The organism is Thermus sp. LT1-2-5, assembly GCF_040363165.1.
Taxonomy (GTDB): Bacteria; Deinococcota; Deinococci; order Deinococcales; family Thermaceae; genus Thermus.
This window is the reverse complement of the sequence record NZ_BSRG01000002.1, coordinates 19,986-41,369: the sequence shown is the minus strand read 5'-3', so window position 1 is coordinate 41,369 and position 21,384 is coordinate 19,986. Positions and strand designations below refer to the sequence as shown.

Below are 21,384 nucleotides of genomic sequence, written 5' to 3'. Positions count from 1 at the left end.
AGGGTTCTTCCATGAGGTCAGGAAGGAGGGCGAGGTAGAGGGCGTGGGCGTAGCGCCAGGGTCTGCCCCTTCGGCCCTTGGGGGTGGGAGGGGCGACCTTCTGGGCCAGGCGAAGGCAGTGGGTGAGGACCTCCTTGGGGCTTGGTTCTCGTCGGGGAAAGCCGCGCTTGCCCATAGCCCTAGGATGAATGATTCTGGGTGGAGTGTGTAAGGTAAGCCCACCTCACGGTGGTCTAACTTCTGCAAGAGGAGGCTAAACATCTGTGGCACGCCTTTGAGGTAAAGGGAGGCCGGCCATGATCAAGACCCTCAAAGGCACCTGGCTTAAAGAGTGGGATCCTGAGGATCCCAAGCGCCGGGACCCCGCCTTGGCCTGGCGCACCCTTTGGATCACCACCTTCAACCTCACCCTCTCCTTCATCACCTGGTATGTGGTGAGCTCCTTGGTGGTGCGCCTGCCCAAGTCCGGCTTTTCCCTGGACACGACCCAGCTCTTCTGGCTCACCGCCATGCCGGGGCTGGCGGGGGGACGTTGCGCATCGTTTGGACCTTCCTGCCCCCAATTTTAGGCACCCGGCACCTGGTCACCTTTTCCACCTTGCTCCTCCTGATCCCCCTCCTAGGGTGGGGCATTGCCGTGCAAAATCCCCATACGCCGTATGGGTTGCTCCTTCTTCTCGCCTTCTTGGCGGGGATTGGTGGGGGGAACTTCTCGGGCTTTATGCCCTCTACCAGCTACTTCTTCCCCAAACGCCTTCAGGGAACGGCCTTGGGCTTTCAAGCGGGAATCGGCAACTTTGGGGTTTCCGTGGTGCAGTTCGTAACCCCTTGGATCATCGGTTTCGCCCTCTTCGGTTCCCTGCTGGGAGGCCCTCAGACCTTTACCCCTAAGCCCGGGGTCAACCAACCCATCTGGCTGCAAAACGCCACGTTTATCTGGATTCCCTTCGTGCTGGTGGGCGCCTGGCTCGCCTGGACCTTTTTGCGGAGCGTCCCGGTGCGGGCCAACTTCCGTGAGCAGTTTGACATCTTCCGCGACAAGCACACCTGGATCATGACCAGCCTCTACATCATGACCTTCGGCTCTTTCTCGGGCTTTTCCGCCATCTTCCCCTTGCTCATTCGGGAGGTCTACGGGAAGTTTGATGGCGCCCCTGATCCCTTGCGCTATGCCTTCCTTGGTCCCCTGGTGGGTTCCTTGGCCCGGGTGTTGGCCGGCCCCGTAAGCGACCGCTTGGGTGGGGCCAGGGTAACCCAGGTGTCCGCCATGGGGATCTTCCTCTCGGCCCTTTTGGTCACCCTCTTCACCCGGCCCACGTCCTTGGAGCAGTTCCCCTTCTTTGTGCTGGCCATGCTTCTGGTCTTCTTCTTTAGCGGGGTGGGCAACGCCAGCACCTTCAAGCAGATGCCCATGATCTTCCCCCCGAGGCAGGCGGGCGGGGTGCTCGGTTGGACGGCAGCCATCGCCGCTTACGGACCTTTCCTCTTCTCCACCCTCGCCGCTTACACCCAGAAGGCCACGGGAGGCTTCACCGCCTTCTTTTACGGCCTCATGGTCTTCTACGCCCTGAACCTCTTCCTGAACTGGTACTACTACGCCCGGAAGGGGGCGGAGAAGCCCTGCTGAGCCAAAGCCTAGCCGGTGGGCCCCCGCTTTTGGCGGGGGCTTTGACCTGGGTCATGGCGGAAGCGGAGCCGCTTTCGGGAGACTGGGGGCGCTATGGAGCTAGATGTGCGGGACATACCCCCAAGGGAGCGGCATCCCCGGATCTTCGGCGTATTTGACGGCCTTGCGCCGGGGGAGAGTTTGGTTTTGGTCAACGACCACGATCCCAAGCCCCTTTACTACCAGCTGCAGGCGGAGCGGCCCGGGGCCTTCGCTTGGGAGTACCTCGAGGCGGGCCCCGAGGTGTGGCGGGTGCGGATCACCCGGCGCTAGGGGGGGACATGGTCCGGCCGGAGATGAAGGTGGCGGAGGTCCTGAGGCGCTGGCCCGAGCTCCTGGAGGTCTTCTTGGAGGCGAGCCCCGCCTTCCACAAGCTCAAAAACCCCCTTCTCCGCCGGACCATGCCTAGCCTGGTCACCGTGGCCCAGGCGGCGAGGATCGGGGGGCTTGCGCCGGAGGAGCTTGTGGCTAGGCTCAACCGCGCCTTGGGGGTAGAGGCCAGACCTTCTATGCCCTTGGCGGAGGAAAGCCTGCTGGGTACCCCACCCCCCGCTTGGCTTTCCGCCCCCGTGGGTTTCCACCTGGACGTGCGGCCCATCCTGGAAGGAGGAGGCGAACCCTTCCCAAACATCATGGCTGCCGTCAAGGAAGTGGGGCCGGGGGAGAGGCTTGTGCTGGAGGTCCTTTTTGAGCCCGTGCCCCTTTACAAGGTTTTGGCCAAGCAGGGATTTTTGGCCTGGTGCGAACAGCTGGGGGAGCGGCACTACCGGGCCCACTTCTACCGCCAGGGTGGGGGCGAGAAGGCGGGCCTACAGGGGGCGGGCTTGGCCGAGGCGGACTGGGAAGCCTACCAGGCGGAAGTCTTCATTGAGGAGAACCTGGAACCGCCCCTGCCCATGGTGCGGGTCCTCGAGGCCCTGGCAGCGCTGAAGCCGGGGGAGAAGCTCTTGGTCCACCACGTGCGCCGACCCGTTCACCTCTTGGCCCGTCTAGAGGAGGAGGGACACGCCTACGCCCTCGAGGACTTGGGCCCAGGGCGGGTGAAGCTCCTCATCCGTAAGGGGGGGTAATGGGCTTTTGGCACTTCCTCTTTGTGCGGGCTGCCCTCGTATACCTGGTCTACACCGCTTTCTTGGGGGCACTTTTTTACCTTGCCCCCCACCTCGTGGGCCCCTTTCGGCCAAGCCACGTGCACGCCGGGCTCGTGGGCTTCTTCCTGCAGATGGTCATGGGCGTGGCCTACTGGATGATGCCCAGACCGGGGGGGCTTCGGCAGGACCGCCTCGAGGCCCTCACCTTTTTCCTCCTCAATGCCGGCCTCCTCCTGCGCCTTTGCCTGGAGCCCTTTTACCTCCTGGGGCAGGAGGGGCTTCGCCCTTGGCTTGGGCTTTCCGGCGCCCTGCAGCTTCTTGCCACCCTGGTCTTTGCCCGCGCCATGACCCAGCGGGTGGTGACGGCGGATATGCTGAGAAAAATGCGCGAGGAGCGGGAAAGGAGGGGGATATGAGCGCCGTAGAGGTGGGGATGGAAGCCCTGGTGTTGGACCTGCCCCCTTTGCCCGAGGAGGTCTTCCAGGACCTCCTCGCCTTCGGAGGGCTCACCGAGGAGGCCAAGCGGGCCATGCGCCTGGATGCGGAAAGGCTTCTGGAAGGCGCCGCCTCCTTCGTGGCCCGGGTGTACGATCACCTAAGCCGCCACCCGGGCACTGCCAAGGCTCTGGGCTGGGAGGGGCGGGTGCCGGAGGAGGAGCTTTACCTGAGGCGGGCCTTTTTCGCCGCCTGGTTCGCCCGCACCCTGGGGGTGGATACCTCGGCGGAGTTCGCCCGGGAGATATACCGGGCGGGGCTTTGGCACGGGGGCTTGGGGCCAAAAGGGGCCTTCATTCCCCCGGAGTACGTGGGGCTTTCCTTCGCCCAGGTGGGGCGGTACGTGGCGGAAAGGGTGCGGGACGTGCGCCCTTGGCTCGTGTACCTCTCGGCCCAGGAGGAGGTGATGCGCAAGGGCTTTGACGCCGCTTTGGCCCTAAAGGAGGGGGGCGCTGCCGTGCGCTTCCAGGCCTTGGGCCTGGCCCAGCCCGCCTTGCCCAAGCCCCTTGGGTTGCGGGCGCTAAGCGTGGAGGAGGCCTTGCGCAAGGTTTACGCCGCGAACCCGGCTTTGCGGGACCTTTCCTTGGAGCCCCTCTTCGCCGAGGAGGAGGTGGGGCTTTGGCTGGAGCCCAAGACGCTTTGGCGCCTCAGGCCCCGGTTCGCCGTGCTGCGAAACGGCCGCGACGTGCGCTACCTGGAAGGGCTCGCCACGCCTCTGGCGGAGGGGGATACCCTTACCCTCCTGCCCCCCGGCCGTTAGCCATGACCTAGGTTATGGCTCCTCGCTGGGGCAAGGCGCAGGATCAAGGCATGGTGGCGACCCCTCACTCCCGGATCATCCCCTTGGCCATTCCGGCGGGGTTCATCTTTCTAGGGGAAGCGTTTCTTCTTGCTAGCGCCGTGCTTTTAGCCCTCCATCCGGAGGCTTTCCTCATTCCCAGGCACCCCTTGGGCCTGGCGGGGGCCCACCTTTACCTCTTGGGGTACGGGGTGGGGGTGCTCCTTGGGGCCTTGCACCAGCTTCTGCCGGTGGTGTTGGAGGCGCCCCTGCACCGCTCGGGCCTCGGCTACCCGGGGATGGCCCTTTGGGCCTTGGGGGTAGCCCTCTTGGTCCTAGGCTTCCTCCAGGCACCCACCCTCGTTCCCATCGGCGGCGGCATTACCCTGTTGGCCCTTCTCCTCTTCGCTTACCACGCCTACCGGACCTTCCGCCGCGCTCCCCGGTGGAATCGGGTGGCCACCGCTTTGGCCTGGGTGGTCTTCTACCTGCTCCTCACCCCCTTTGTGGGCCTCTTCCAGGCCTTGAGCCTCCGTTTTGGCCTCTACGACCCCGAGCGTCTCGCTTGGCACCTTTTGGCCGGCCTTGGTGGGATCTTCCTCCTTTCCATCCTGGGGGTGGGGTACAAGCTGGTTTCCATGTTCACCCTAACCCACGGGGTGGACGAGGGGGTCTTAGGGCTTTTGCTTTGGACCGCCAACCTGGGGCTTTGGGGCCTGGCCTTGGGGGAGAGGCTGGGGTACGGCCTCCTTCTCCTGGCCTATGGCCTCGCCCTTTACGACACCTACCGCATCCTGCGCCGCCGGGCGAAGCGCAGGTTGGACATCGGGGTGCACCACTACCTGGTGGGGCTGTTTTTCCTGGGGCTAGCCCTGGCTTGCCTTCCCCTTAGGCCGATCTGGGCCGCTTTGTGGTTTGCCCTGGGGTTTGTGGGCCTCGTGGTGAGCGGGATGCTTTACAAAATCCTTCCCTTCTTGGTCTGGACCCACCGTTATGCCTCCAAGGCGGGGAAAGTTCCGGTGCCGCTCCTTAGGGAGATGTTGCCGGAAAGGCTCGGCTACCTAGCAGGAGGGCTTTGGGCGGTGGGGGCGCTTCTTTTCCCCTTCTTGCCCCAAGCGGCCTGGGGGGTGGCCGTGGGGGCGGTGGTGCACGCCTACGCCCTTTGGGAGGTGATGCGGCGATGAACCTGGAAGCGCAAGCCTGGAACCTGCTCGAGGCGGTTTACGACCCGGAGCTGGGCCTGGACGTGGTGAACCTAGGCCTCGTTTACGAGCTCAAGGTAGAGCCTCCCCAAGCCTTTGTGCGCATGACCCTCACCACCCCGGGCTGCCCCTTGCACGACAGCCTGGGGGAGGCGGTGCGGCGGGCCTTGTCCGCCCTTCCGGGGGTGGAGGAGGTGCGGGTGGAGCTCACCTTTGACCCGCCCTGGACCCCGGCCCGGCTCTCCCCGGAGGCCAGGCGGCTTTTGGGTTGGGACTAGGGAAGGTCGGGTGGGGGCTCCTCCAGGAGCCTTAGGAAGGCCGCCACCACCTCGGGGTCAAACTGCCTGCCCGCTTCCTCTTTAAGGTAGGCCAGAGCCTTCTCCCGGGGCCAGGCCTTGCGGTAGGGGCGGTCGGAGGTGAGGGCGTCGTAGACGTCCACCACGGCGAAGATGCGGGCGGAGAGGGGGATTTCCAGCCCCTTGAGCCCCCTAGGGTACCCCGAGCCATCCCAGCGCTCGTGGTGGGCGTAGGGGATTTCCAGGGCTTTCTTCAGGAAGGGGATGCCGGAAAGCCACTCGTAGGCGTAGACCGGGTGCATCCGCATCACCCGCCACTCTTCCTCCGTTAAGGGGCCCGGCTTCAGGAGGATGGCGTCGGGGATGGCGATCTTGCCCACATCGTGCAGGATGGCCCCGCGCCGGATGTGGTCCAGGTCCTCCTCGGGCACGTCGAGGGCCCGGGCTAGGCGCAGGGTAAGCTCGGTGACCCGCTCCGTGTGCCCGGCGGTTTCCTGGTCGCGGAGTTCCACCGCCTTGGCCCAACCCAAGAGGGTGAGCTCGTAAGCGGCTTCCAGCTCCCGCTGGCTTTTCTGGAGCTCTTGGAAGGTGAGGGCGTTGTCTAAGGCCACAGCCCCTTGCCCCACCAGGGCCTCGAGGAACTCCTCCTCCTCCGGGGAAAGGTTCCAGGGCCTGCGGGTGAAGACGGCGAGGGCCCCCAAAAGCTTGCCCTTGGCGAAAAGGGGGTAGACCCGTTCCGCCACGAAGCCTTCCTTTTGCATGAGCTCGGGAATGGCCCCAGGGTCTTGGCCGAGGTCGAGCACGTGGACCACCTCGCCGAGGAGGGCGGCCTTGCCCACATGGCCTTGGCCTAGGAGGACGCGTTTAGGCCAAAGCCGCTTGGGGGTGAGGAAGCCCCGGAGTTCCCGAAGTTCTAGCGCCCGTTCCCGGGGGTGGAAGAGGAAGCAGGCGCTGGCGTCTAGGGGAAGACGCATAACCTGGTTGAGGAAAATCTCCAAGGTGGGGCCGAGGTCTAGGGAGCTGGTGATGGCTTGGTCTATGGCCCGCAGGGCTTCCAGGTGTTCCACCCGCCGGGCGAGCTTCCGCCGCAGGCTGGCCCGGCGCACGGCGTTGCCCATGGCCTCGGCGATGAGTTGGGCTCGTTCCACCTCCGACGGGGTAGGGATGCGGGGATGGGGCCAGGCCAGGGTCAGGGCCCCAATGGGCTCTGTGCCGGCCAAAATGGGCACCACCACCCCACTCCAGCCCTCGGGCACCAAGGGTTTAGCCCCGGGGCGCACCCGGGGGTCGTGCTTGAGGTCTGGGCTCAGCACCACTTCCCCCCGGAAGGCCCGGGCCACCATGCCTTCCTCGGCTAGCGTAGGGGGGGTGGGAATGTCCTTGAGCCAGCCGCGGCTTGCCGCTTCCTCCAGCCGCCCCGTTTCTTGGTCGTAGAGGAGGATGCTTCCCACAGGTGCCTCCAAAACACTCAGAGCGGCGTCCAGGGCGTGTTCCATCATTTCCTTCAGGTCCTCGCTTTGCCTTAGGGCTAGGCTCACCCGGGCGAAGGCCTCCAAGACCAGCTCCTTCTCCTTCGCCTCGGTGATGTCCAACCCCACCCCCAGGATGGCGGGTTTGCCCATCACCTCCACCCGGGCAGCGGAGTAGTCCAGCCAGCGCGCCTTTCCCTCTTTGGTGAGAATGCGGAAGGTGTAGCGGCCAGGCGGGTTTTCCCCCCGCAGACGGGCTAGGCCTCTTTTTTGAACCATTGCCTTGTCAGCGGGGTGAACAAATTCCCAGATGGGTTTTTTCTGTAGCTCATCTAGTGTATACCCGGTAAGCTGGGTGACCATAGGGTTGGCAAAAGTGAGCCGAGCCGACTCAGGGTTTTCCGGCGCTTCCAGCTGCCAGAGGAGGATGAGGGCGGGGGCGGTTTCCGCCAGGATGCGGAAGCGCGCTTCCTGCTCCACTTCCTGGCTCACATCGTAAGTGTAGCCAGTGAGGAGACAGGTTTCGGGGTCAAAGGCCAAGGTATCCCGAAGCCAGACCCAGGTCTTCTTTTGGCCGTGGAGAAAGCGGTAGGTGTAGACCTGAGCTTTTCCCGCCTCTTTCACCGCGCGCCGGATCGTTTCTTCTAGCCCGGCCCGATCTTCGGGGTGAACCTTTTGGAAGAAGAAAGCGGGGTCCTGCAGGAGGCTTTCTGCTGGATAGCCTAAAAGGGTTTCCGACTGGGGGCTGGCGTAGAAAAGGGGAGCGTAGGCGGGGTCCTGATCTTCGGTTACCCGGGCTTGGTAGACCACACCTGGTAGGGCTTCCAAAACGTTTTTGAGCCGGCTTCGTTCCTCTTCTATTTCGGTTTCATCTATAACGTTCAGGACGATGCCTTGGACGGCGGGCTCGTGCAAGAGGTTTTTCCCCCAGACCCGCACCACCCGCGTCCTTCCCCGGCCGTCCAGGAGGCGCAGGCGATACTCCCGCATCTCCCCAGGGTGGCGGAGGAGGTCTTCCAGGGCCGCCTCAGCGTAGGGGCGGTCTTCGGGGTGAACGAAGTCCAAGACCCGTCGGTCATGGCGGGTGTGGCCCTGGGGGTTGTAGTGGAGAACCTGTTTCACGTTGGGGGAGACGTAGCGGATGTGGCCTTCCTGATCCAGGAGGTAGATGAGCTCGCGGCTGTTTTCCAGCAGGGCACGGAAGCGCCGCTCCGAGGCTTCCCAGGATTGGGCGGTTCTTTGCCATTTGCGCTCAAAGGTCCGGGTCAAAAAGACGATGAGCCCGCCGGATAAGAGGACGAAAACCACTCCCTTGACGCTTTGCCAGAAGGTGAGGGCCTGGGGTGAGGGGGTGAAGCTAAGGAGAAGCCGATCGCTTCCCAGAATCCAGGCCAAGGAGAGAAGGAAATAGGCCAAGACGAGCTTCCACGGATCGCTAAGCCGCACCTTTCTCCTAGTATAAAGGTAAAGGCCTTCCCAATAGATACCCCTGGCCCAAACGGAAGCCCAAGGCTTTTAGGTAGGCTAGGGTGGCTTCGTCCTCCACCCCCTCGGCGATGGCCTCGAGGCCCAGGGCCTGGGCCAGGGCCAAGACGGCCCCCACCACCCGGGCGGCGGGGCTTTGCGGGTCTGGGGGGCTGCCTAGGGCCTGGGTGAAGGCCTGGCCCAGCTTGAGCCCATCCACGGGCAGGGTGGAGAGGCGCTCCAGGCTGGAGTGGCCGCTGCCGAAGTCGTCCAAAAAGACCCTGACCCCATGAGCCCGAAGCACTTTAAGGCTTTGTGTGGCGTCCCGGCCCCGCTCGTCGGGGATGAGGGTGGACTCCGTGACCTCCAGGACCAGGGCTTGCGGGGGGCAGCCGGTGTCCTCGAGGACCTGCGCCACCTGGGTGGGATACCCCGGGTCTAGAAGCTCCTGCGGGCTCACGTTCACGTGCACGGGCAGGCCGTGCCTCGCCTGCTCCTCACAGGCCCGCCTGAGCACGAAGCGGCCCAAGGCTCCCATGAGGCGGTGGCGCTCGGCGAGGGGGATGAACTCGCCTGGAGGGGCGAGGTGCCAGCGCAGCAGAGCTTCCATGGCCACGGGCCTACCCGTTGCCAAGTCCACGATGGGCTGGTAGGCGAGCCCAAGCCCCTTTCCCCCTTCCAGGTCCCGCCTTAGGGCCTCCACCAATTCCCTTTCCCGCCTTAGGGCCTGTTGCAGGTTGGCTTCAAAGAAGGCCAGGCGGTCTTTCCCTTCCCCCTTGGCTTGGTAAAGGGCCAGGTCCGCGCGTTGCAAGAGCTCGCCTGGGGAAAGCCCTGGGGTGCCCAGGGCCAGGCCCACGGAAGTGGTGAGGTGGTAGACCCGTTCCCCCACGGGGATGGGCAGGCGCACCACCTCAAGAAGTCTTTCTGCTACGGCCACCGCCTCCTCGGGGCCCTTGAGGTGGGTGAGGAGGACCAAGAACTCGTCGCCGCCCTGCCGGGCCACCAGGTCGCGGGGGCGCAGGGCAGCCCTCAAGCGGGCGGCCACCGCCCGCAGAACCTCGTCCCCGGCGGCGTGGCCATCCAGGTCGTTCACCAGCTTGAGCCCGTCCAGGTCCAGGTAGAGGAGGGCCAGGCCGTGGGGGTCTTCCTTGAGGGCTTGGGCCAGTTTGTCCAGGAAGAAGAGGCGGTTGGGGAGGCCCGTGAGGGGGTCGTGGTAAGCCAGGTAGTGCAACCGCCCCTCGAGCTCCATCCGCCTGAGGAGGAGGCCAAGCTGGCTGGCGAAGGCCTGGGCCAGCTCCAGGTCTAGGGGGGTAAAGGCGTCTTCCCGCTCGAAGTTGTCCAAGTACAAGAAAGCTTTCCGCTCCCCGGCCAAGAAGACGGGCACGGAGAGGATGGCCTTGATCTCCCGAACCCGGCCTGCTTCCTCCATGACTTGCCGCCTTTTGGGGTCCAAGCGGGCGTTGAAGCGGGCGAGGTCTCGCCAGGTGAAGACCAGGGCGGCGTGGTGGCTGGTGAGGGAAAGGGGTTCTTCCGGCCGCAAGCAGACCTGGCGCAGGGCCTCTAGGTGGTAGCCCCTGGCCGCCACGAAGTGGTAGCAGCCATCCTCCATGAGCACGGTGACGCTTCCCGCCTGGGCGCTGGGGATGGTGTCCAAGGCGGCGTCCAGGATGAGGCCGAAAATGGAGTCGGATAACCCCTCGGCCATAAGGGTTTCGTAGATGCGGAGGAGGTTTTTGCGGAAGGCGTTCCAGCGCCGCTCCCGGGCTTCGGCCTCTTCCCGTTCCGTCACGTCCACGCCTAGGGCCAGGACCTCGAGGGCCACGCCCCCCGGTCCCGGTACCGCCACCAGGGTCCAGGCCACGGCCCGTCCTTCCCGCGTGAAGTGGGTCTTGGGGGACCCAGGCTCGGCCAAGGCCTTTGTCAGCGGGAGCGAAACCCCATGGGGAAAGGCCTGCCTTAGGGCGTGATTGGCGTGGAGAAGCCTGCCTTCCGGGGAAAGCCGGGCTAGGTAAAAGGGGGAGGCCTCCACCAAAAAGCCGAGCCAGCGGGCCCGCTCCCACAGCTCCAGAGTCTGCGCCAGGGCTTCGGCGAGGAGGCGGAGGAGGGCTTCTTCCCCTTGGGAAAAGCGCCTTTTCCGCAGGCAATCGTCCACGCCCAAAAAGCCCCAAAGCCTTCCCTCCACGAAGATGGGGACCACCAGGAGGCTTTGGATCTCCTGGGCCAGGAGGAGGGGTTGTTCCTCCAGGGGGAAACTGGCCACGGGGCCCGCCACCGCCTGGTTTTGCAGGAAGTGGCTAAGCCAGCGCCCGTACCCCGCCTCTTCCATGGGTAGGTTCTGGAGGGCGGGGTTTTGGATCTGGGGGCTCACCCCCTCCCCGGCCCACTCGGCGAGCTGGCTTGCATGCCAGGCACCTTGACGCTCTTCTAAGCGGAACAGGTAGGCCCGGTGGGCCTTAAGCGCCTGGGCCACGCCCTTCAGGGCTTGGGGAAGCCCCGTTAACCCTTGGCGCAAAAGGGGCAAAAGCGCCTGGGGCAGGTGGGTGCCCGGTGCTGGGTCCATGGCCAGACCGGAAGCATTTTACCCCAACCGCTCTTCAGGAAACCACTCCGTTTCAAGGAAGAGGAGCTAGAGGCCTTCAGGAGCGCTTCAGGCCACTACCGCCAAGCCTTTGGCCTTGGCCTGGTACATGCGGGTGTCAGCGGCGGAGAGGAGTTCGTCCGGGGTGGTGCCGTCCTCGGGGAAAGCCGCCACCCCGATGTTCACCCCCAGGCAGATCTCGCCAAAACAGAGCCGTTCTATGGCCTTGGCGTAGCGGTAGGCGGCGGCGACGGCCCCCTGTTTGGGGGTGTGGGGGAAGAGGACGGCGAACTCGTCCCCACCCCAGCGGAAGATGCGGTCCCCGTTGCGCCGCTCCTTTTGCAGGGCTTCCGCTACCTTGATGAGGGCCAGGTCCCCCACGGCGTGGCCCAGGCGGTCGTTCACGGGTTTAAAGCCCTTTAGGTCCAGGATGGCCAGGGATAGGGGGTAATTGTAGCGCTCTGCCCGCTGGAGTTCTTCTAGGAAGTGACGGTCGAAGGCCCGGCGGTTGAGGAGCCCGGTGAGGGGGTCGGTGAGGGCGGCTTCCTCTAGGAGGCGTCGGGTCCGGTGCTCGTGGAGGAGGGTGGCCAAGGGGGCGGCGAAGAAGCGGGCCACTTGGAGGGAATCCTCCCCGAAGGCCCGGGGGTCGTGGTGGTTGTCCAAGTTCAGGTAGGCGAGCACCTCGCCTTTGTAGGGTACGGGAAGGCACAGGTTGGCCCGTATTTCCCCCACGCGCCCTGCGGTGTCCATGGTTTCGGGAGGGGCGGTGCGGTGGCTGATCTCCGCAATGGGCCGTTCCTCCGCGCTCATGATCCGGGGTTCTCCCCGGCGGGTTGCTTCCTCGCCCCGGCCGTACCAAAGGAGCATGCCCTCGGGAGTGAAGCGCACCGCCTTGAGGCCCTCGAGGTCGTAGCCCACCACCGCTTGGAAGCGGTACTCCCCGCCTTCCGATACCAAAAGGCTTCCCGCTTCTGCGCCGGGCACTTGGCGGATGGCCTCCTCCAAGACCGCTTGGTAAAGCGCCTCCAAGGGCCTTTCCAATAGGTCTAGGAAAAGGCGGTTCACCGCCTGGTGCCGGCGCTTTTCCGTGAGGCCCTCCAAGCCGAGGCCGATGGCCCGACAGGCGGAGAGGAGAAGCTCCTCCTCCGCCTTCCGCCAGAGCCTCTCTTCCCGTTGCCCCACCACCAAGACCCGCCGGGCCCTGGGGCTACCGGGGGAGGGGATGGGCAAAGCGGCGAAGGTGCGCCAGTTCAGGTTCCGGAGGGCGGGGACGGTTCGGCTTTCCTCGGCGTAGCGGGCGGTGAAGACGGGGCTATAGGTCTCGTAGACCTGCCAGGCCAGGCCTATCCCGTAGGGTAGCCCCTCCTCTATGACCCGGAGGAGGCTAGGTTCCGTCACCCCCTGGTAGGCCAAGGCCACCATGCGGCTTCCCCTGGCTTCCCAAAGGGCTCCGCTTTCCAAGCCTAGCACTTGGAGGAGGAGGTCTAAGGCCTTTTGGGCCGCCTCCTTTGGGGTGCCTGCGCTTTGCATCCTCTGGGCAAGTTCGGCCAGGAGTCGCCGCTCCTCCAGGTCCGCCAGGCGGGAAAGCTGAAGGCTTACCGCTTGGGCGAAGCGGGTAAGCCCCTCTAGCTCTTCCGGGGTGAAGGAGCGGCTCCGCTCCAGGTTAAGGACCGCCACCACTTCCTCTCGCTCCATGAGGGGAAGGGCCAGTTCGGCCTGGGCCTGGTGGCCCGGTGCGCTGATGTAGGTGGGTTCTCGGTGCACATCGGGCACATAAAGGGGCTTCCCCTCCCGAAAGGCCCGCCCCACGATCCCGCTGGCGGGTATGGTGTCCAGGGCTAAGGGAGGTTCGCTGGCCAAAAGGCGGAAGCCTTCCCCTGTTGGGACCCAGACCCCAGCGTGCCCCCCTTCTCCGAAGGCGGCGAGCCTTTGGGGCAGGGTGCGGAGGAGGGTTTCCCGGTTGTCGGCCTGGGGGAGGGCCTCGAGGGCCTCGGCCAGGAGCTTTTGCGCCCGGGCCAGGCGCTTGGCCCGGCGATGGGCCAGGCGGAGGCTTTGGCCCACCTGGTGGGCCAGGAAGGCGGAAAGGAGGAGAAGCCCCGCCGCCACCAGGTCAAACCCGGGGAATAGGAGGAGGAGAAGCGTGGACAAAAGCGCCGCCGCTAGGCCTACCCCAAGCCCCCGGGCGCTGGCCAGGGTGGCGGTGAAGATCATGAACCAGGGGAGGATGTAGGGGTCTTTATACCCCCAAAACCCGGCCAGAAGCCCCAGGAAAAGGGCGCCCAGGGCGACGGCGGAGTAGGGGAGGGGCATGTTGGCGTTATCCTAACCGGGAGGTTTCCTCTTTGCCAGGGGGGGTTAGGGAGAGATGGGCGAGGGCCCTTTCCGCCGCCTTCTTGCCCGAGCGCACCACCTCGGGAAGCCCCACGCCCAAGAGGTAGTTCCCCGCCAGGAAGAGCCCAGGAGCCTCGAGGAGGGCCATCTCCAGGCGGGCCAGGCGGTCCAGGTGCCCTACCCGATAGGCGGGCATCCCCTCGGGGAAGCGGAAGACGAAGGTGCGCTCGGGCCGCACCGCCTTACCCAGGTAGCGCTGGAGGTCCTCCAGGGCGAGCCGGGCCAGCTCCCCTTCGCCCTTCCGGGCCGCCTCCCCGGAGAAGTAGGCCCGCACCAGGCTAAAGCCCTCAGGGGCCCGGCCCGGCCACTTCTGGTGCGTCCAGGTGAAGCCGCGCGCCCGGTAGTTCTCCCCCTGGGCGATGAGGAGGCCGTGCCCCTCCACGGGGAGCGCCTCCTTAAAGGCCAGGCTCACCGTGGCCGCCGGGGTGTGGGGGATGCCCTTTAGAAGGGCCGTGGCCTCGGGGAGGAAGGGCCTCAGGAGGGAGGCGGCCACGGGGGCGGGGGTGGCGAGGATCACCGCCTCCACCTCCAGGGCGCCCTTAGGGGTGTGGAGGCGAAAGCGGCCGCCCAAGGGCTCCAGGGCCAGGACCGGGGTGGCGAGGAGGACCCGGTCGGCTACCCTTTCCGCCATCCTCCGGGTGAGGGCGGATAGCCCCTGGGCGAAGGAGAAGAAGAGGCTTCCCCCTTCGCGGCTTCCCCGCCCCCTTCGGGTTCGCATGGCCCCCAGGAGGAGGCTTCGGTGCTTCCGCTCCAGCTCCAAAAGGGCGGGGAAAGCGGCCCGCAGGGAAAGCTCCTCCGGCTCCCCCCCGTAGATCCCCCCAGCCAGGGGGGCCACCAAGGCGGCGAAGACCTCGGGGCCAAGGCGCCTTTCCACGAACTCCTTTAGGCTTTCGTCCTCCTTGTCCCCCCGGGGGAGGAAGAGGTCGTAAAGGGCCCGGAGCTTCCCGGAAAGGGAAAGGAGGGGGGTCTTGGCCAAGGCCTTGAGGTCCCCCGGCACCACCTGGAGTAGCCCCTCAGGGAGGGGATGGGCTTTGCCCTTGCGCAGGATGTAGGCGGAGGGTTTGGCGGGAAGGGTGCCGATGGGCTCCAGGCCCAGGGCCTGGGCCAGCTCCAGGACCTCCTTCTTGTAGCGCACGCTAGCGTCTGGGCCGCCCTCCACCAAAAAGCCTTCCCCCTGGTGGGTGAAGACCTTCCCCCCCAGGCGGGGCGTGGCCTCCAGGAGGAGGAAATCCACCCCTTCTGCCTGGAGGGAGAGGGCAGCGGAAAGCCCCGCCCACCCTCCCCCCACGATGGCTACCTGAGCCACGCCGCCTCCACCAGGTCCTTGAGGACCTGGATGTAATCCAGGTCGGCGTTGAGGCTCCGGGCCCTAAGGAGCCTCAGGCCCACCTCCGCCGCGGTGGCCTGGGCCTCGAGGTCCAGGTCGTAGAAGACCTCCAGGTGGTCGGCGGGGAAGCCCACCGCCTGCACCACCGCCTCGGCGTAGCCTTCCTCCCTAAGGTGCCGCAGGAGCTCGTTGATGTCCGGGCCGAGCCAGGGCTCGGGGGTGCGCCCCGCCGACTGGTAGGCCACATAGAAGCGGGGCAGGGAAAGGCGCTTGGCAATGAGCTCCGCCGTCTTCTCCACCTGCTTGGGGTAAGGGTCGCCCCGCTCCACCGCCGCAAGGGGGATGGAGTGGGCGGTGAAGACGTAGGCGGCCCGCTTGGGGTCCCGAAGGCGCCAGATGGCCTCTTCCAGCCGCCTGGCGTAGGCGGCGATGAGGCCGGGGTGGGCCTCGTAGCTTTCCACCCAGACGAAGTCTATGGCCTCGGGCAGGGCCTTGAGGGCGGCTTCCACCTTCTCCTTGTACTCCGCCACGCTCCTCAAGGAGTAGTGGGGGGCGGCCACGATGGCCACCGCCCGCCGCACCCCGTCCTCGTGCATGGCCGCCACCGCCTCGCCCAGGGTGGGGTGCCAGTGCTTGGTGCCCACATAGACCCGGGCCGGGCCGTGGGGGGCCCGGGGGGCGAAGGGGCCCAGAAGGCGCTTGGGAAGGGGGGGGGCCTCGAGGTTCAAAAGGGCCTGGAGCCTCAGGGCCTGGACCAGGGTGATCTCGTTCAAGGGGCTTTTGCCGATGCGCTCGTAGCGCTCGCTGAGCTCCTTGAGGAGCTCTTCTGGGGGTTTCTTGCCCCGGCGGATGTCGGTGTAGTAGGGCTCGATCTCCTCGGGGGCGTAGGGGGTACCGTAGGCCATCAGGAGTACGTTCACGCCGCCACCTCCTTCAGGAGTTCTACCACGTAGCGCACGTTTTCCACCGGGGTCTTGGGCAGGATCCCGTGCCCAAGGTTGAAGATGTGCCCGGGCCGTCCCCCGTTTTCCTCCAGGATGCGCAGGACCTCCCGCTTGAGGACCTCCTTGGGGGCGAAGAGGAGGGCGGGGTCTAGGTTGCCCTGCACCGGCACCCCCCCCAGGACCTCCCGGGCCCAAGGGAGGGGGGTGTGGTGGTCCAGGCCGAGGACGTCCCCCCCGGCCTCCCGCATGTCCCTTAGAAGCCCCATGGTCCCCACCCCAAAGTGGATCACCGGCACCCCCAGGGGCTTTAGGGCCTGGAAGAGCCATGCCATGTGGGGCTTCACGTAGCGGCGGTAGTCGGCGGGGGAAAGGGCCCCCACCCAGGAGTCGAAGACCTGGAGGAGGTCCGCCCCCGCCTCAGCTTGGGCCCGGAGGTAGCGGGCCATGGCCTCGGCGAGCCGGGCCATAAGGCGGTGCCACAGCGCCTCCTCCCGGTACATGAAGGCCTTCACCTCCAGGAAGTGCCGGCTTGGCCCTCCCTCCACCAGGTAGCTCGCCAGGGTGAAGGGGGCCCCGGCGAAGCCGATGAGGGGTACGGTTAGCTCCCGCTTCAGGATGCGGATGGCCTCGAGCACGAAGGGCACCGCCTCCTCGGGCTCCAGGGGCAAGAGGGCCTCCACCCCCTTTTCGTCCCGAATGGGGTGATGGATCACCGGGCCCTTGCCCTCCACCAGGGAAAGCTCCACCCCCATGCCGTACAGGGGGGTGGTGATGTCGGCGAAGAGGATGGCGGCGTCCACCCCCAGTTGCCGCACGGGCAAAAGCGTCACCTCGGCGGCCACCTCGGGGTGGCGCACGATCTCGGGCAAGGTGTAGCGTTCCCGAATCTTTTGGTACTCCTTTTGGTAGCGGCCCGCTTGGCGCATGAACCAGACGGGGGGCCTGGGGGTGGGAAGCCCCCGGGCCGCCTTCAGGATCAGGTCGTTCACGCCCCCCATGCTAGCATGGGGCATGCGCGCCTTTCTTCTCGCCCTTGTTCTCACCCTAAGCCCCTTGGCCCTGGCCCAAGAAGACCCCGTGGTGGCCCAGGTGGGGACGGAGGCCCTCACCAAGAGCCAGTTTGAGCTCCGCTTCGGCCTTTTTGCCAAAAGCGCCCTAAGGCAACTGGGCCTTCCCGACTCGGAGGAAACCCGGGCCCTTCTGGCCCAGTACCGGCCCCAGTACCTGGAGGCCTTGGCGGAGGAGCGGGCCTTGTTGCAGGCGGCGAAGGCCCTGGGGTTTTGGCCCAAGCCGGAGGCGGTGGAGGCCCAGGTGCAGGCCCTCCTCGAGGCCTTCCCCGACGAGGCGGCTTTGGGCCAGGCCTTGCAGGGTGCAGGGCTTCCCGACCTCGCCGCCTACCGCCTGCTGGTGGCGGAGGCCTTGGCCCTGGAGGCCCTGGAAAAGCATTACCGGGAAAGGATAGAGGTGCCCCCTGCCGCCCTCAAGGCCCTTTGGCTCCTCTCCCCGGAGTACCGCCACGGAACCCTCTACTGCGCCCGGCACATCCTCTTGCCCACCCTCGAGGCGGCCAGGGAGGCCCTAGGCCGCTTGGAGAAGGGAGAGCCCTTCCCTCAGGTGGCCCAGGCCCTGTCCCAGGACCCGGGCTCCAAGGAGGCGGGCGGGGACTTGGGCTGCGAGCCGAAGGGCACCTACATCCCCGCTTTTGAAGAGGCCCTCTTGCGCCTGAAGCCCGGGGAGGTTTCCGGCCCAGTGGGGACGCAGTTCGGCTTCCACATCCTCCTCCTGGAGGCGGTGAAGCCCGCAGGCCGCTACCCCTTGGAGGAGGTGGCGGAGGAGCTCGCCGCCGGCGTGAAGGACCGGGCCTGGGAGAAGCTCGCCAAGGCCCTCATCCGCCCCTACCCCATCCGGCTTTTCCCGGAAAGGCTTTAGGGAAAGTGGAGGAGGGCCTCGTCCCCCACGGGGCCCTGGGCCAGAACCAAGGCCTCGCCGGGGGCGTAGATGCCGCTTTGCCCCTCAAAGGTGAGCCCGAGGATTTTCCCGTTCAGCATGGGATTTAGGAGCACCTTCAGGTGCTCCCGCCCCAAGAGCCTTTCCCGGGCCGAGGCCAGCCACACCTCCCCCTCCCGCCGGGAAGGGTCCCAGGGCCAGGGCTTCTCCCAGGGGGCGGGATTGGCGGAGGGCTGGAGGAGGACCTCGGCCCCCAAGGCGTCCACCCGGGCCAGGTGGCGCTCGAAGAAACCGTCCAGGCAGATGAGGATCCCCACTCGCCCGGCTTGGGTTTCCACCACGTGGGGGCCGAAACGCCCCCCCTTGAGCCAGCGCTCGGGGGGGGTGCGCTCCATCTTGGGCACCTGGGCCAGGAGACGCCCCTCGGGGTTATAGAAGAGGGCCAGGTTCTGGAACAAAGGGCTTCGGGCAAAGCGCCCCCGGGCGAGCTCTTCCTCGTAGGGCGGGGCGAGGATGCTTCCCGCAAGGAGGTAGGTGCCGTGGGCCTTCGCCGCCTCCGCCATCACCCGGTGGAAGACCGCGTAGGCCCGCCTGGCCCGCCGCCAGGGGGAAAGGGGGTTTTGGAGGAGTTCCCTTAAGTGAAACTCCCCCTCCAGGTGGAGGAGGAGGGGCAGGCCAAAGAGCTCGGGGAAGGCAACTAGGCGGGGGGCGGGGGTGCCCTTCAGGGGGCCTAGGAGGCCATAGACCCGCTCCCGGAAGGCCTCCTCCGTGCGGTAGGCTTCCGGCAGGACCTCCGCCTGCACGGCCATGAGGGTGCGGAAGGGCACCCCTATAGGATACCCCTAAAGGCTTTGCGCCACGATAAAGACCCCCATGACCACCAGGAAGAGGGCGAAGCCCCGCTTCAGGGAGGCCTGGGGAAGCCTAAGGGCGATCCTTCCCCCAAGGAGGCTTCCCAGGAGCCCCACGGCGATAAAGAGTCCTACCACGGCGTAGTTCACCGCGAGGCCGTACTCGGGCAAGAGGTGGAGGTACTTGTAAAACCCGGAGAAGGACTTGAGGGCGATGATGAGGAGGCTCGTGCCCACCGCCAGGTGCATGGGAAGCCCCCCCAGGAGGACCAGGGCGGGCACGATCAAAAACCCGCCCCCTACCCCCACGAACCCCGTAAGAGCCCCCACGGCTAAGCCGTCCAGGACGATTTTCCAGCCCTTGCGCTTCCCCCCTTGGGCCAGGGGAATGGGCCGGGCCATGAAGTATGCGGCGAGGAGCATGACCAGGGCGAAGACCAAGAGTTGCACCTCGCCCGAAACGTACCGGGAAAGGAAGGCGCCCAGATACGTGCCCGCCATCCCGGGCAGGCCGAAGAAAAGGACGTTCCGCCAATCCACAAGACCCCTCAGGGCGTAGGGGATGGCCCCCAGGAGGGCGATTCCCCCCACGATGAGGAGGCTTTCCGCAATGGCCTGCTTGGGGGGCTCCCCCAGGAGGTAGACCAGGACGGGCACGGTGAGGATGGAGCCCCCGGAGCCTAAAAGCCCCAAGGAGAGGCCGATGAGGAGGGCACCAAGAAGGGCGAGACTCATCGCTCCAGGGGCAGGCCCGAGGCGGCCCAGGCGTAGGTCCCGCCTTCCAGGTTGTAGACCTTCTCCCCGTCAAAGCCCTGCTGCACCAAAAAGTCCGCCGCCACCCCTGAGCGGTTCCCGGAGTTACACACCAGGAGGATGAGACGGTCCTTGGGGAGCTCGTTCAGGCGCTGGGGGAGGGTGGAAAGGGGAATGTTCACCGCCTTGGGCACGTGTCCTTCCCCGTATTCCCACGCCTCCCGCACGTCCACCACGAAGGCTTCCTCCAAGAGCTTGGCCGCTTCCAAGGGCCCCACCTCCCGGTAGGAGGTGGCGCCGTAGCCCACCTCCACCGGGGTGGTGTCCACGGGGAGCCCTGCGCGGTACCAGCGGACGATGCCCCCCTCGAGGTTGTACACCTGATAACCTTGGGCGCTAAGCCAGGCTGCCGCCTGCCAGGAGCGGTTGCCCGTGCGGCAGTAAAGGACCACGGGGCGGTCCTTGGGGATCTCCCCGTAGCGGGCCATGAACTCGGAAAGGGGAAGGAGCTGGGCCCCGGGGATGCGGGCCTGAGCGTACTCCTCCACCTCCCGCACGTCGAAGAAGGGCACGCCCGCCTCGTAAAGCTTTTTGGCCTCCTCGGGGGACAGGTCTTTCACTTGGGTTTCGTACACGGTTCGCCTCCTTAAACAGTCACCAGTTCATCACCTTTCACCATGGGGAAGCCGGCTTCCTGCCAGGCCCTAATCCCCCCAGTGAGGTTCAGGGCGTTGCGGAAGCCGTGGGCCAGCAGGGCGGAGATGGCGGTGCTGGAACGGTCCCCGCCCAAGCAGTGAACGATGAGGGGCTTGTCCTTGGGAAGTTTGGGGAGGTGGGCCAGCACCCTGCCCGCATGGATGTTCAGGGCCCCCGGGATGTGCCCGGCCAGGTACTCGTCCCGCCCCCGCACGTCCAAGACCACCGCCTCACCCCGTTCCCAAAGGGCCTTGGCCTCCTTGGCCGTGATCTGGGGCACGGTTTCTAGCTCCCCTTGGGCGTAGCCCTCGAGGCCCGGGATATACCCCACTACCTCGTCTAGCCCGATGCGGATCAGGGCCCGGGTGAGGGCCTCCACCTCGGAGGGGTGAGCCAGGAGAACCAGGGGTCGGTCGTAGGGGAGAAGCCAGCCCGCCCAGGTGGCGAAGTTCTTCCCTGCGGGGATGTTGATGGCCCCCTTCAGATGTCCCCCAGCGAAGGCGAACTTATCCCGGGTGTCCACCAGGATGGCCCCCTTCTCCAGCCAGCGGAGGAACTGGGCCTGGGTGAGCCGCCCGGGGTGGGGGATGCCGCCCAGGATGGGCATGCCGTCCCGGTTGAGCCGCTTCATTTCCTTGAAGTAGGTGGGGGCTTCAGGCTGGCCTTGGAGGAGGGCCTTCACGAACCCCTCCTCATCGCCCCGTTCCAGGTACTCCGCCCACCAGGCGTGGCGCCGCTCGTAGCCCACGGTGGTGGCGGGAAGGGCCCCGAGGGCCTTGCCGCAGGCCGACCCCGCCCCGTGGCCGGGCCAGACCTGCACGTGGTCGGGAAGGGTGAGGAACTTCTCCTTGAGGCTGCGGTACATGCGCCTAGCCCCGGGTTCCGCCGTGCCCTTAAACCCGGCCGCCTCCTCCAAGAGGTCGGGCCGCCCCACGTCCCCCACGAAGACGAAGTCCCCGGTGAGGAAGAGGAGGGGCTCGTCCGTCACCGCCCCGTCCGCCACCAGGAAGGAGAGGTGCTCGGGGGTGTGGCCCGGGGTATGGACCGCCTTCACCCGGATGTTCCCCACCTTAAACTCGTCGCCGTCTTTCAGAAGCACGTGGGAGAAGCCCTCCAGGCCCCGGTACTTCCAGTTCTCGTCCCCCTCGTCCGAGAGGTAGAGGGTGGCCCCTGTGGCCTTGGCCAGTTCCCTAGCTCCCGAGAGGTAGTCGGCGTGGATGTGGGTTTCGGCGATGGCGGTGATGCGCAGGCCCAGGCTTTGGGCGAGCTCGAGATAGGTGTCCACGTCCCGCTTGGGGTCCACCACCAAGGCTTCTCCGGTGGCGGCGCACCCTAGAACGTAGCTCATCTGCGCCAAACCTTCCTCGTAGATTTGCCGGAAGACCATGGGTTTACCTCCTAGACGGGACCTTTGTCCCCACGCGCCTAAGATACCC

The 21,384-nt window shown here is 66.2% G+C and carries 19 protein-coding genes; 9 read left to right on the top strand and 10 right to left on the bottom strand.

Going from position 1 to position 21,384, the window contains the following annotated elements; genetic code table 11:
• The first annotated feature begins 296 nt into the window (after positions 1 to 296).
• The 8 genes from ABXG85_RS02185 (at position 297) to ABXG85_RS02150 (ending at position 5,510) form a co-directional block, all read left to right on the top strand.
• Entirely contained in the window at positions 297 to 569 is a 273-nt protein-coding gene (locus tag ABXG85_RS02185; RefSeq protein ID WP_353512103.1) for a hypothetical protein, read from the top strand.
• Entirely contained in the window at positions 533 to 1,627 is a 1,095-nt protein-coding gene (locus ABXG85_RS02180; protein ID WP_353512102.1) for an MFS transporter, read from the top strand. The genes ABXG85_RS02185 and ABXG85_RS02180 overlap by 37 nt, the downstream gene beginning before the upstream one ends.
• 93 nt (positions 1,628 to 1,720) lie before the next feature.
• On the top strand, positions 1,721 to 1,939 hold the full coding sequence (locus ABXG85_RS02175; RefSeq protein ID WP_353512101.1) for a DUF2249 domain-containing protein: 219 nt from the start codon (positions 1,721 to 1,723) through the stop codon (positions 1,937 to 1,939).
• Positions 1,940 to 1,947: 8 nt separating this feature from the next.
• Complete coding sequence (locus ABXG85_RS02170; protein ID WP_353512100.1) at positions 1,948 to 2,736, top strand: DUF2249 domain-containing protein; 789 nt, start codon at positions 1,948 to 1,950, stop codon at positions 2,734 to 2,736.
• Entirely contained in the window at positions 2,736 to 3,173 is a 438-nt protein-coding gene (locus ABXG85_RS02165) for a hypothetical protein (protein ID WP_353512099.1), read from the top strand. The genes ABXG85_RS02170 and ABXG85_RS02165 overlap by 1 nt, the downstream gene beginning before the upstream one ends.
• The gene (locus ABXG85_RS02160) at positions 3,170 to 4,012 is read left to right on the top strand and encodes a protoglobin domain-containing protein (RefSeq protein ID WP_353512098.1); all 843 of its coding nucleotides are present in this window, start codon (positions 3,170 to 3,172) and stop codon (positions 4,010 to 4,012) included. Before ABXG85_RS02165 ends, ABXG85_RS02160 begins: the two co-directional genes overlap by 4 nt.
• A gap of 50 nt (positions 4,013 to 4,062) precedes the next feature.
• Positions 4,063 to 5,214: a hypothetical protein gene (locus ABXG85_RS02155; RefSeq protein ID WP_353512097.1), complete on the top strand. Its 1,152-nt coding sequence runs from the start codon at positions 4,063 to 4,065 to the stop codon at positions 5,212 to 5,214.
• On the top strand, positions 5,211 to 5,510 hold the full coding sequence (locus ABXG85_RS02150) for a metal-sulfur cluster assembly factor (protein ID WP_353512096.1): 300 nt from the start codon (positions 5,211 to 5,213) through the stop codon (positions 5,508 to 5,510). The genes ABXG85_RS02155 and ABXG85_RS02150 overlap by 4 nt, the downstream gene beginning before the upstream one ends.
• On the opposite strand, the gene ABXG85_RS02145 is transcribed toward ABXG85_RS02150, so the two are convergent.
• The 6 genes from ABXG85_RS02145 to hemE form a co-directional block, all read right to left on the bottom strand.
• Entirely contained in the window at positions 5,507 to 8,443 is a 2,937-nt protein-coding gene (locus tag ABXG85_RS02145) for an HD domain-containing phosphohydrolase (protein WP_353512095.1), read from the bottom strand. The genes ABXG85_RS02150 and ABXG85_RS02145 overlap by 4 nt on opposite strands.
• 7 nt (positions 8,444 to 8,450) lie before the next feature.
• Positions 8,451 to 11,021, bottom strand: coding sequence for a bifunctional diguanylate cyclase/phosphodiesterase (locus tag ABXG85_RS02140; RefSeq protein WP_353512094.1), 2,571 nt, complete (start codon positions 11,019 to 11,021; stop codon positions 8,451 to 8,453).
• Positions 11,022 to 11,108: 87 nt separating this feature from the next.
• Positions 11,109 to 13,349, bottom strand: coding sequence for a diguanylate cyclase (locus ABXG85_RS02135; RefSeq protein ID WP_353512093.1), 2,241 nt, complete (start codon positions 13,347 to 13,349; stop codon positions 11,109 to 11,111).
• Positions 13,350 to 13,356: 7 nt separating this feature from the next.
• Positions 13,357 to 14,736 carry a protoporphyrinogen oxidase gene (hemG, locus tag ABXG85_RS02130; RefSeq protein WP_353512092.1) on the bottom strand — a complete coding sequence of 460 codons (1,380 nt, stop codon included), beginning with the start codon at positions 14,734 to 14,736 and terminating at the stop codon, positions 13,357 to 13,359.
• Positions 14,724 to 15,677 carry a ferrochelatase gene (gene hemH / locus ABXG85_RS02125; protein ID WP_353512091.1) on the bottom strand — a complete coding sequence of 318 codons (954 nt, stop codon included), beginning with the start codon at positions 15,675 to 15,677 and terminating at the stop codon, positions 14,724 to 14,726. Before hemH ends, hemG begins: the two co-directional genes overlap by 13 nt.
• Positions 15,674 to 16,699, bottom strand: coding sequence for a uroporphyrinogen decarboxylase (hemE, locus tag ABXG85_RS02120; protein WP_353512392.1), 1,026 nt, complete (start codon positions 16,697 to 16,699; stop codon positions 15,674 to 15,676). Before hemE ends, hemH begins: the two co-directional genes overlap by 4 nt.
• A 13-nt stretch (positions 16,700 to 16,712) precedes the next feature.
• Here hemE and ABXG85_RS02115 point away from each other — a divergent pair, with 13 nt between their 5' ends.
• On the top strand, positions 16,713 to 17,630 hold the full coding sequence (locus ABXG85_RS02115; RefSeq protein ID WP_353512090.1) for a peptidylprolyl isomerase: 918 nt from the start codon (positions 16,713 to 16,715) through the stop codon (positions 17,628 to 17,630).
• On the opposite strand, the gene ABXG85_RS02110 is transcribed toward ABXG85_RS02115, so the two are convergent.
• From ABXG85_RS02110 to ABXG85_RS02095, 4 genes are read right to left on the bottom strand one after another with little or no spacing between them, the layout of a single operon-like run.
• Complete coding sequence (locus tag ABXG85_RS02110; RefSeq protein ID WP_486401636.1) at positions 17,627 to 18,475, bottom strand: nitrilase-related carbon-nitrogen hydrolase; 849 nt, start codon at positions 18,473 to 18,475, stop codon at positions 17,627 to 17,629. The genes ABXG85_RS02115 and ABXG85_RS02110 overlap by 4 nt on opposite strands.
• Positions 18,476 to 18,490: 15 nt before the next feature.
• Positions 18,491 to 19,234, bottom strand: coding sequence for a sulfite exporter TauE/SafE family protein (locus ABXG85_RS02105; RefSeq protein ID WP_353512089.1), 744 nt, complete (start codon positions 19,232 to 19,234; stop codon positions 18,491 to 18,493).
• A complete protein-coding gene (locus tag ABXG85_RS02100) occupies positions 19,231 to 19,887 on the bottom strand; it encodes a rhodanese-like domain-containing protein (protein ID WP_353512088.1) in 657 nt (218 codons plus the stop codon). Before ABXG85_RS02100 ends, ABXG85_RS02105 begins: the two co-directional genes overlap by 4 nt.
• Positions 19,888 to 19,898: 11 nt before the next feature.
• A complete protein-coding gene (locus ABXG85_RS02095; RefSeq protein ID WP_353512087.1) occupies positions 19,899 to 21,335 on the bottom strand; it encodes an MBL fold metallo-hydrolase in 1,437 nt (478 codons plus the stop codon).
• Between the last annotated feature and the right edge of the window lie 49 nt (positions 21,336 to 21,384).

What these genes read in the sequence shown, in the direction of transcription:
- ABXG85_RS02135 (WP_353512093.1), bottom strand. Translation starts at nt 13,349, where the DNA reads ATGCCCCTCCCCTACTCCGCCGTCGCCCTGGGCGCCCTTTTCCTGGGG.
- ABXG85_RS02170 (WP_353512100.1), top strand. Translation starts at nt 1,948, where the DNA reads ATGGTCCGGCCGGAGATGAAGGTGGCGGAGGTCCTGAGGCGCTGGCCC.
- ABXG85_RS02165 (WP_353512099.1), top strand. Translation starts at nt 2,736, where the DNA reads ATGGGCTTTTGGCACTTCCTCTTTGTGCGGGCTGCCCTCGTATACCTG.
- ABXG85_RS02150 (WP_353512096.1), top strand. Translation starts at nt 5,211, where the DNA reads ATGAACCTGGAAGCGCAAGCCTGGAACCTGCTCGAGGCGGTTTACGAC.
- ABXG85_RS02140 (WP_353512094.1), bottom strand. Translation starts at nt 11,021, where the DNA reads ATGGACCCAGCACCGGGCACCCACCTGCCCCAGGCGCTTTTGCCCCTT.
- ABXG85_RS02115 (WP_353512090.1), top strand. Translation starts at nt 16,713, where the DNA reads ATGCGCGCCTTTCTTCTCGCCCTTGTTCTCACCCTAAGCCCCTTGGCC.
- ABXG85_RS02175 (WP_353512101.1), top strand. Translation starts at nt 1,721, where the DNA reads ATGGAGCTAGATGTGCGGGACATACCCCCAAGGGAGCGGCATCCCCGG.
- ABXG85_RS02155 (WP_353512097.1), top strand. Translation starts at nt 4,063, where the DNA reads ATGGTGGCGACCCCTCACTCCCGGATCATCCCCTTGGCCATTCCGGCG.
- ABXG85_RS02160 (WP_353512098.1), top strand. Translation starts at nt 3,170, where the DNA reads ATGAGCGCCGTAGAGGTGGGGATGGAAGCCCTGGTGTTGGACCTGCCC.
- ABXG85_RS02185 (WP_353512103.1), top strand. Translation starts at nt 297, where the DNA reads ATGATCAAGACCCTCAAAGGCACCTGGCTTAAAGAGTGGGATCCTGAG.
- ABXG85_RS02105 (WP_353512089.1), bottom strand. Translation starts at nt 19,234, where the DNA reads ATGAGTCTCGCCCTTCTTGGTGCCCTCCTCATCGGCCTCTCCTTGGGG.
- ABXG85_RS02095 (WP_353512087.1), bottom strand. Translation starts at nt 21,335, where the DNA reads ATGGTCTTCCGGCAAATCTACGAGGAAGGTTTGGCGCAGATGAGCTAC.
- hemE (WP_353512392.1), bottom strand. Translation starts at nt 16,699, where the DNA reads ATGGGGGGCGTGAACGACCTGATCCTGAAGGCGGCCCGGGGGCTTCCC.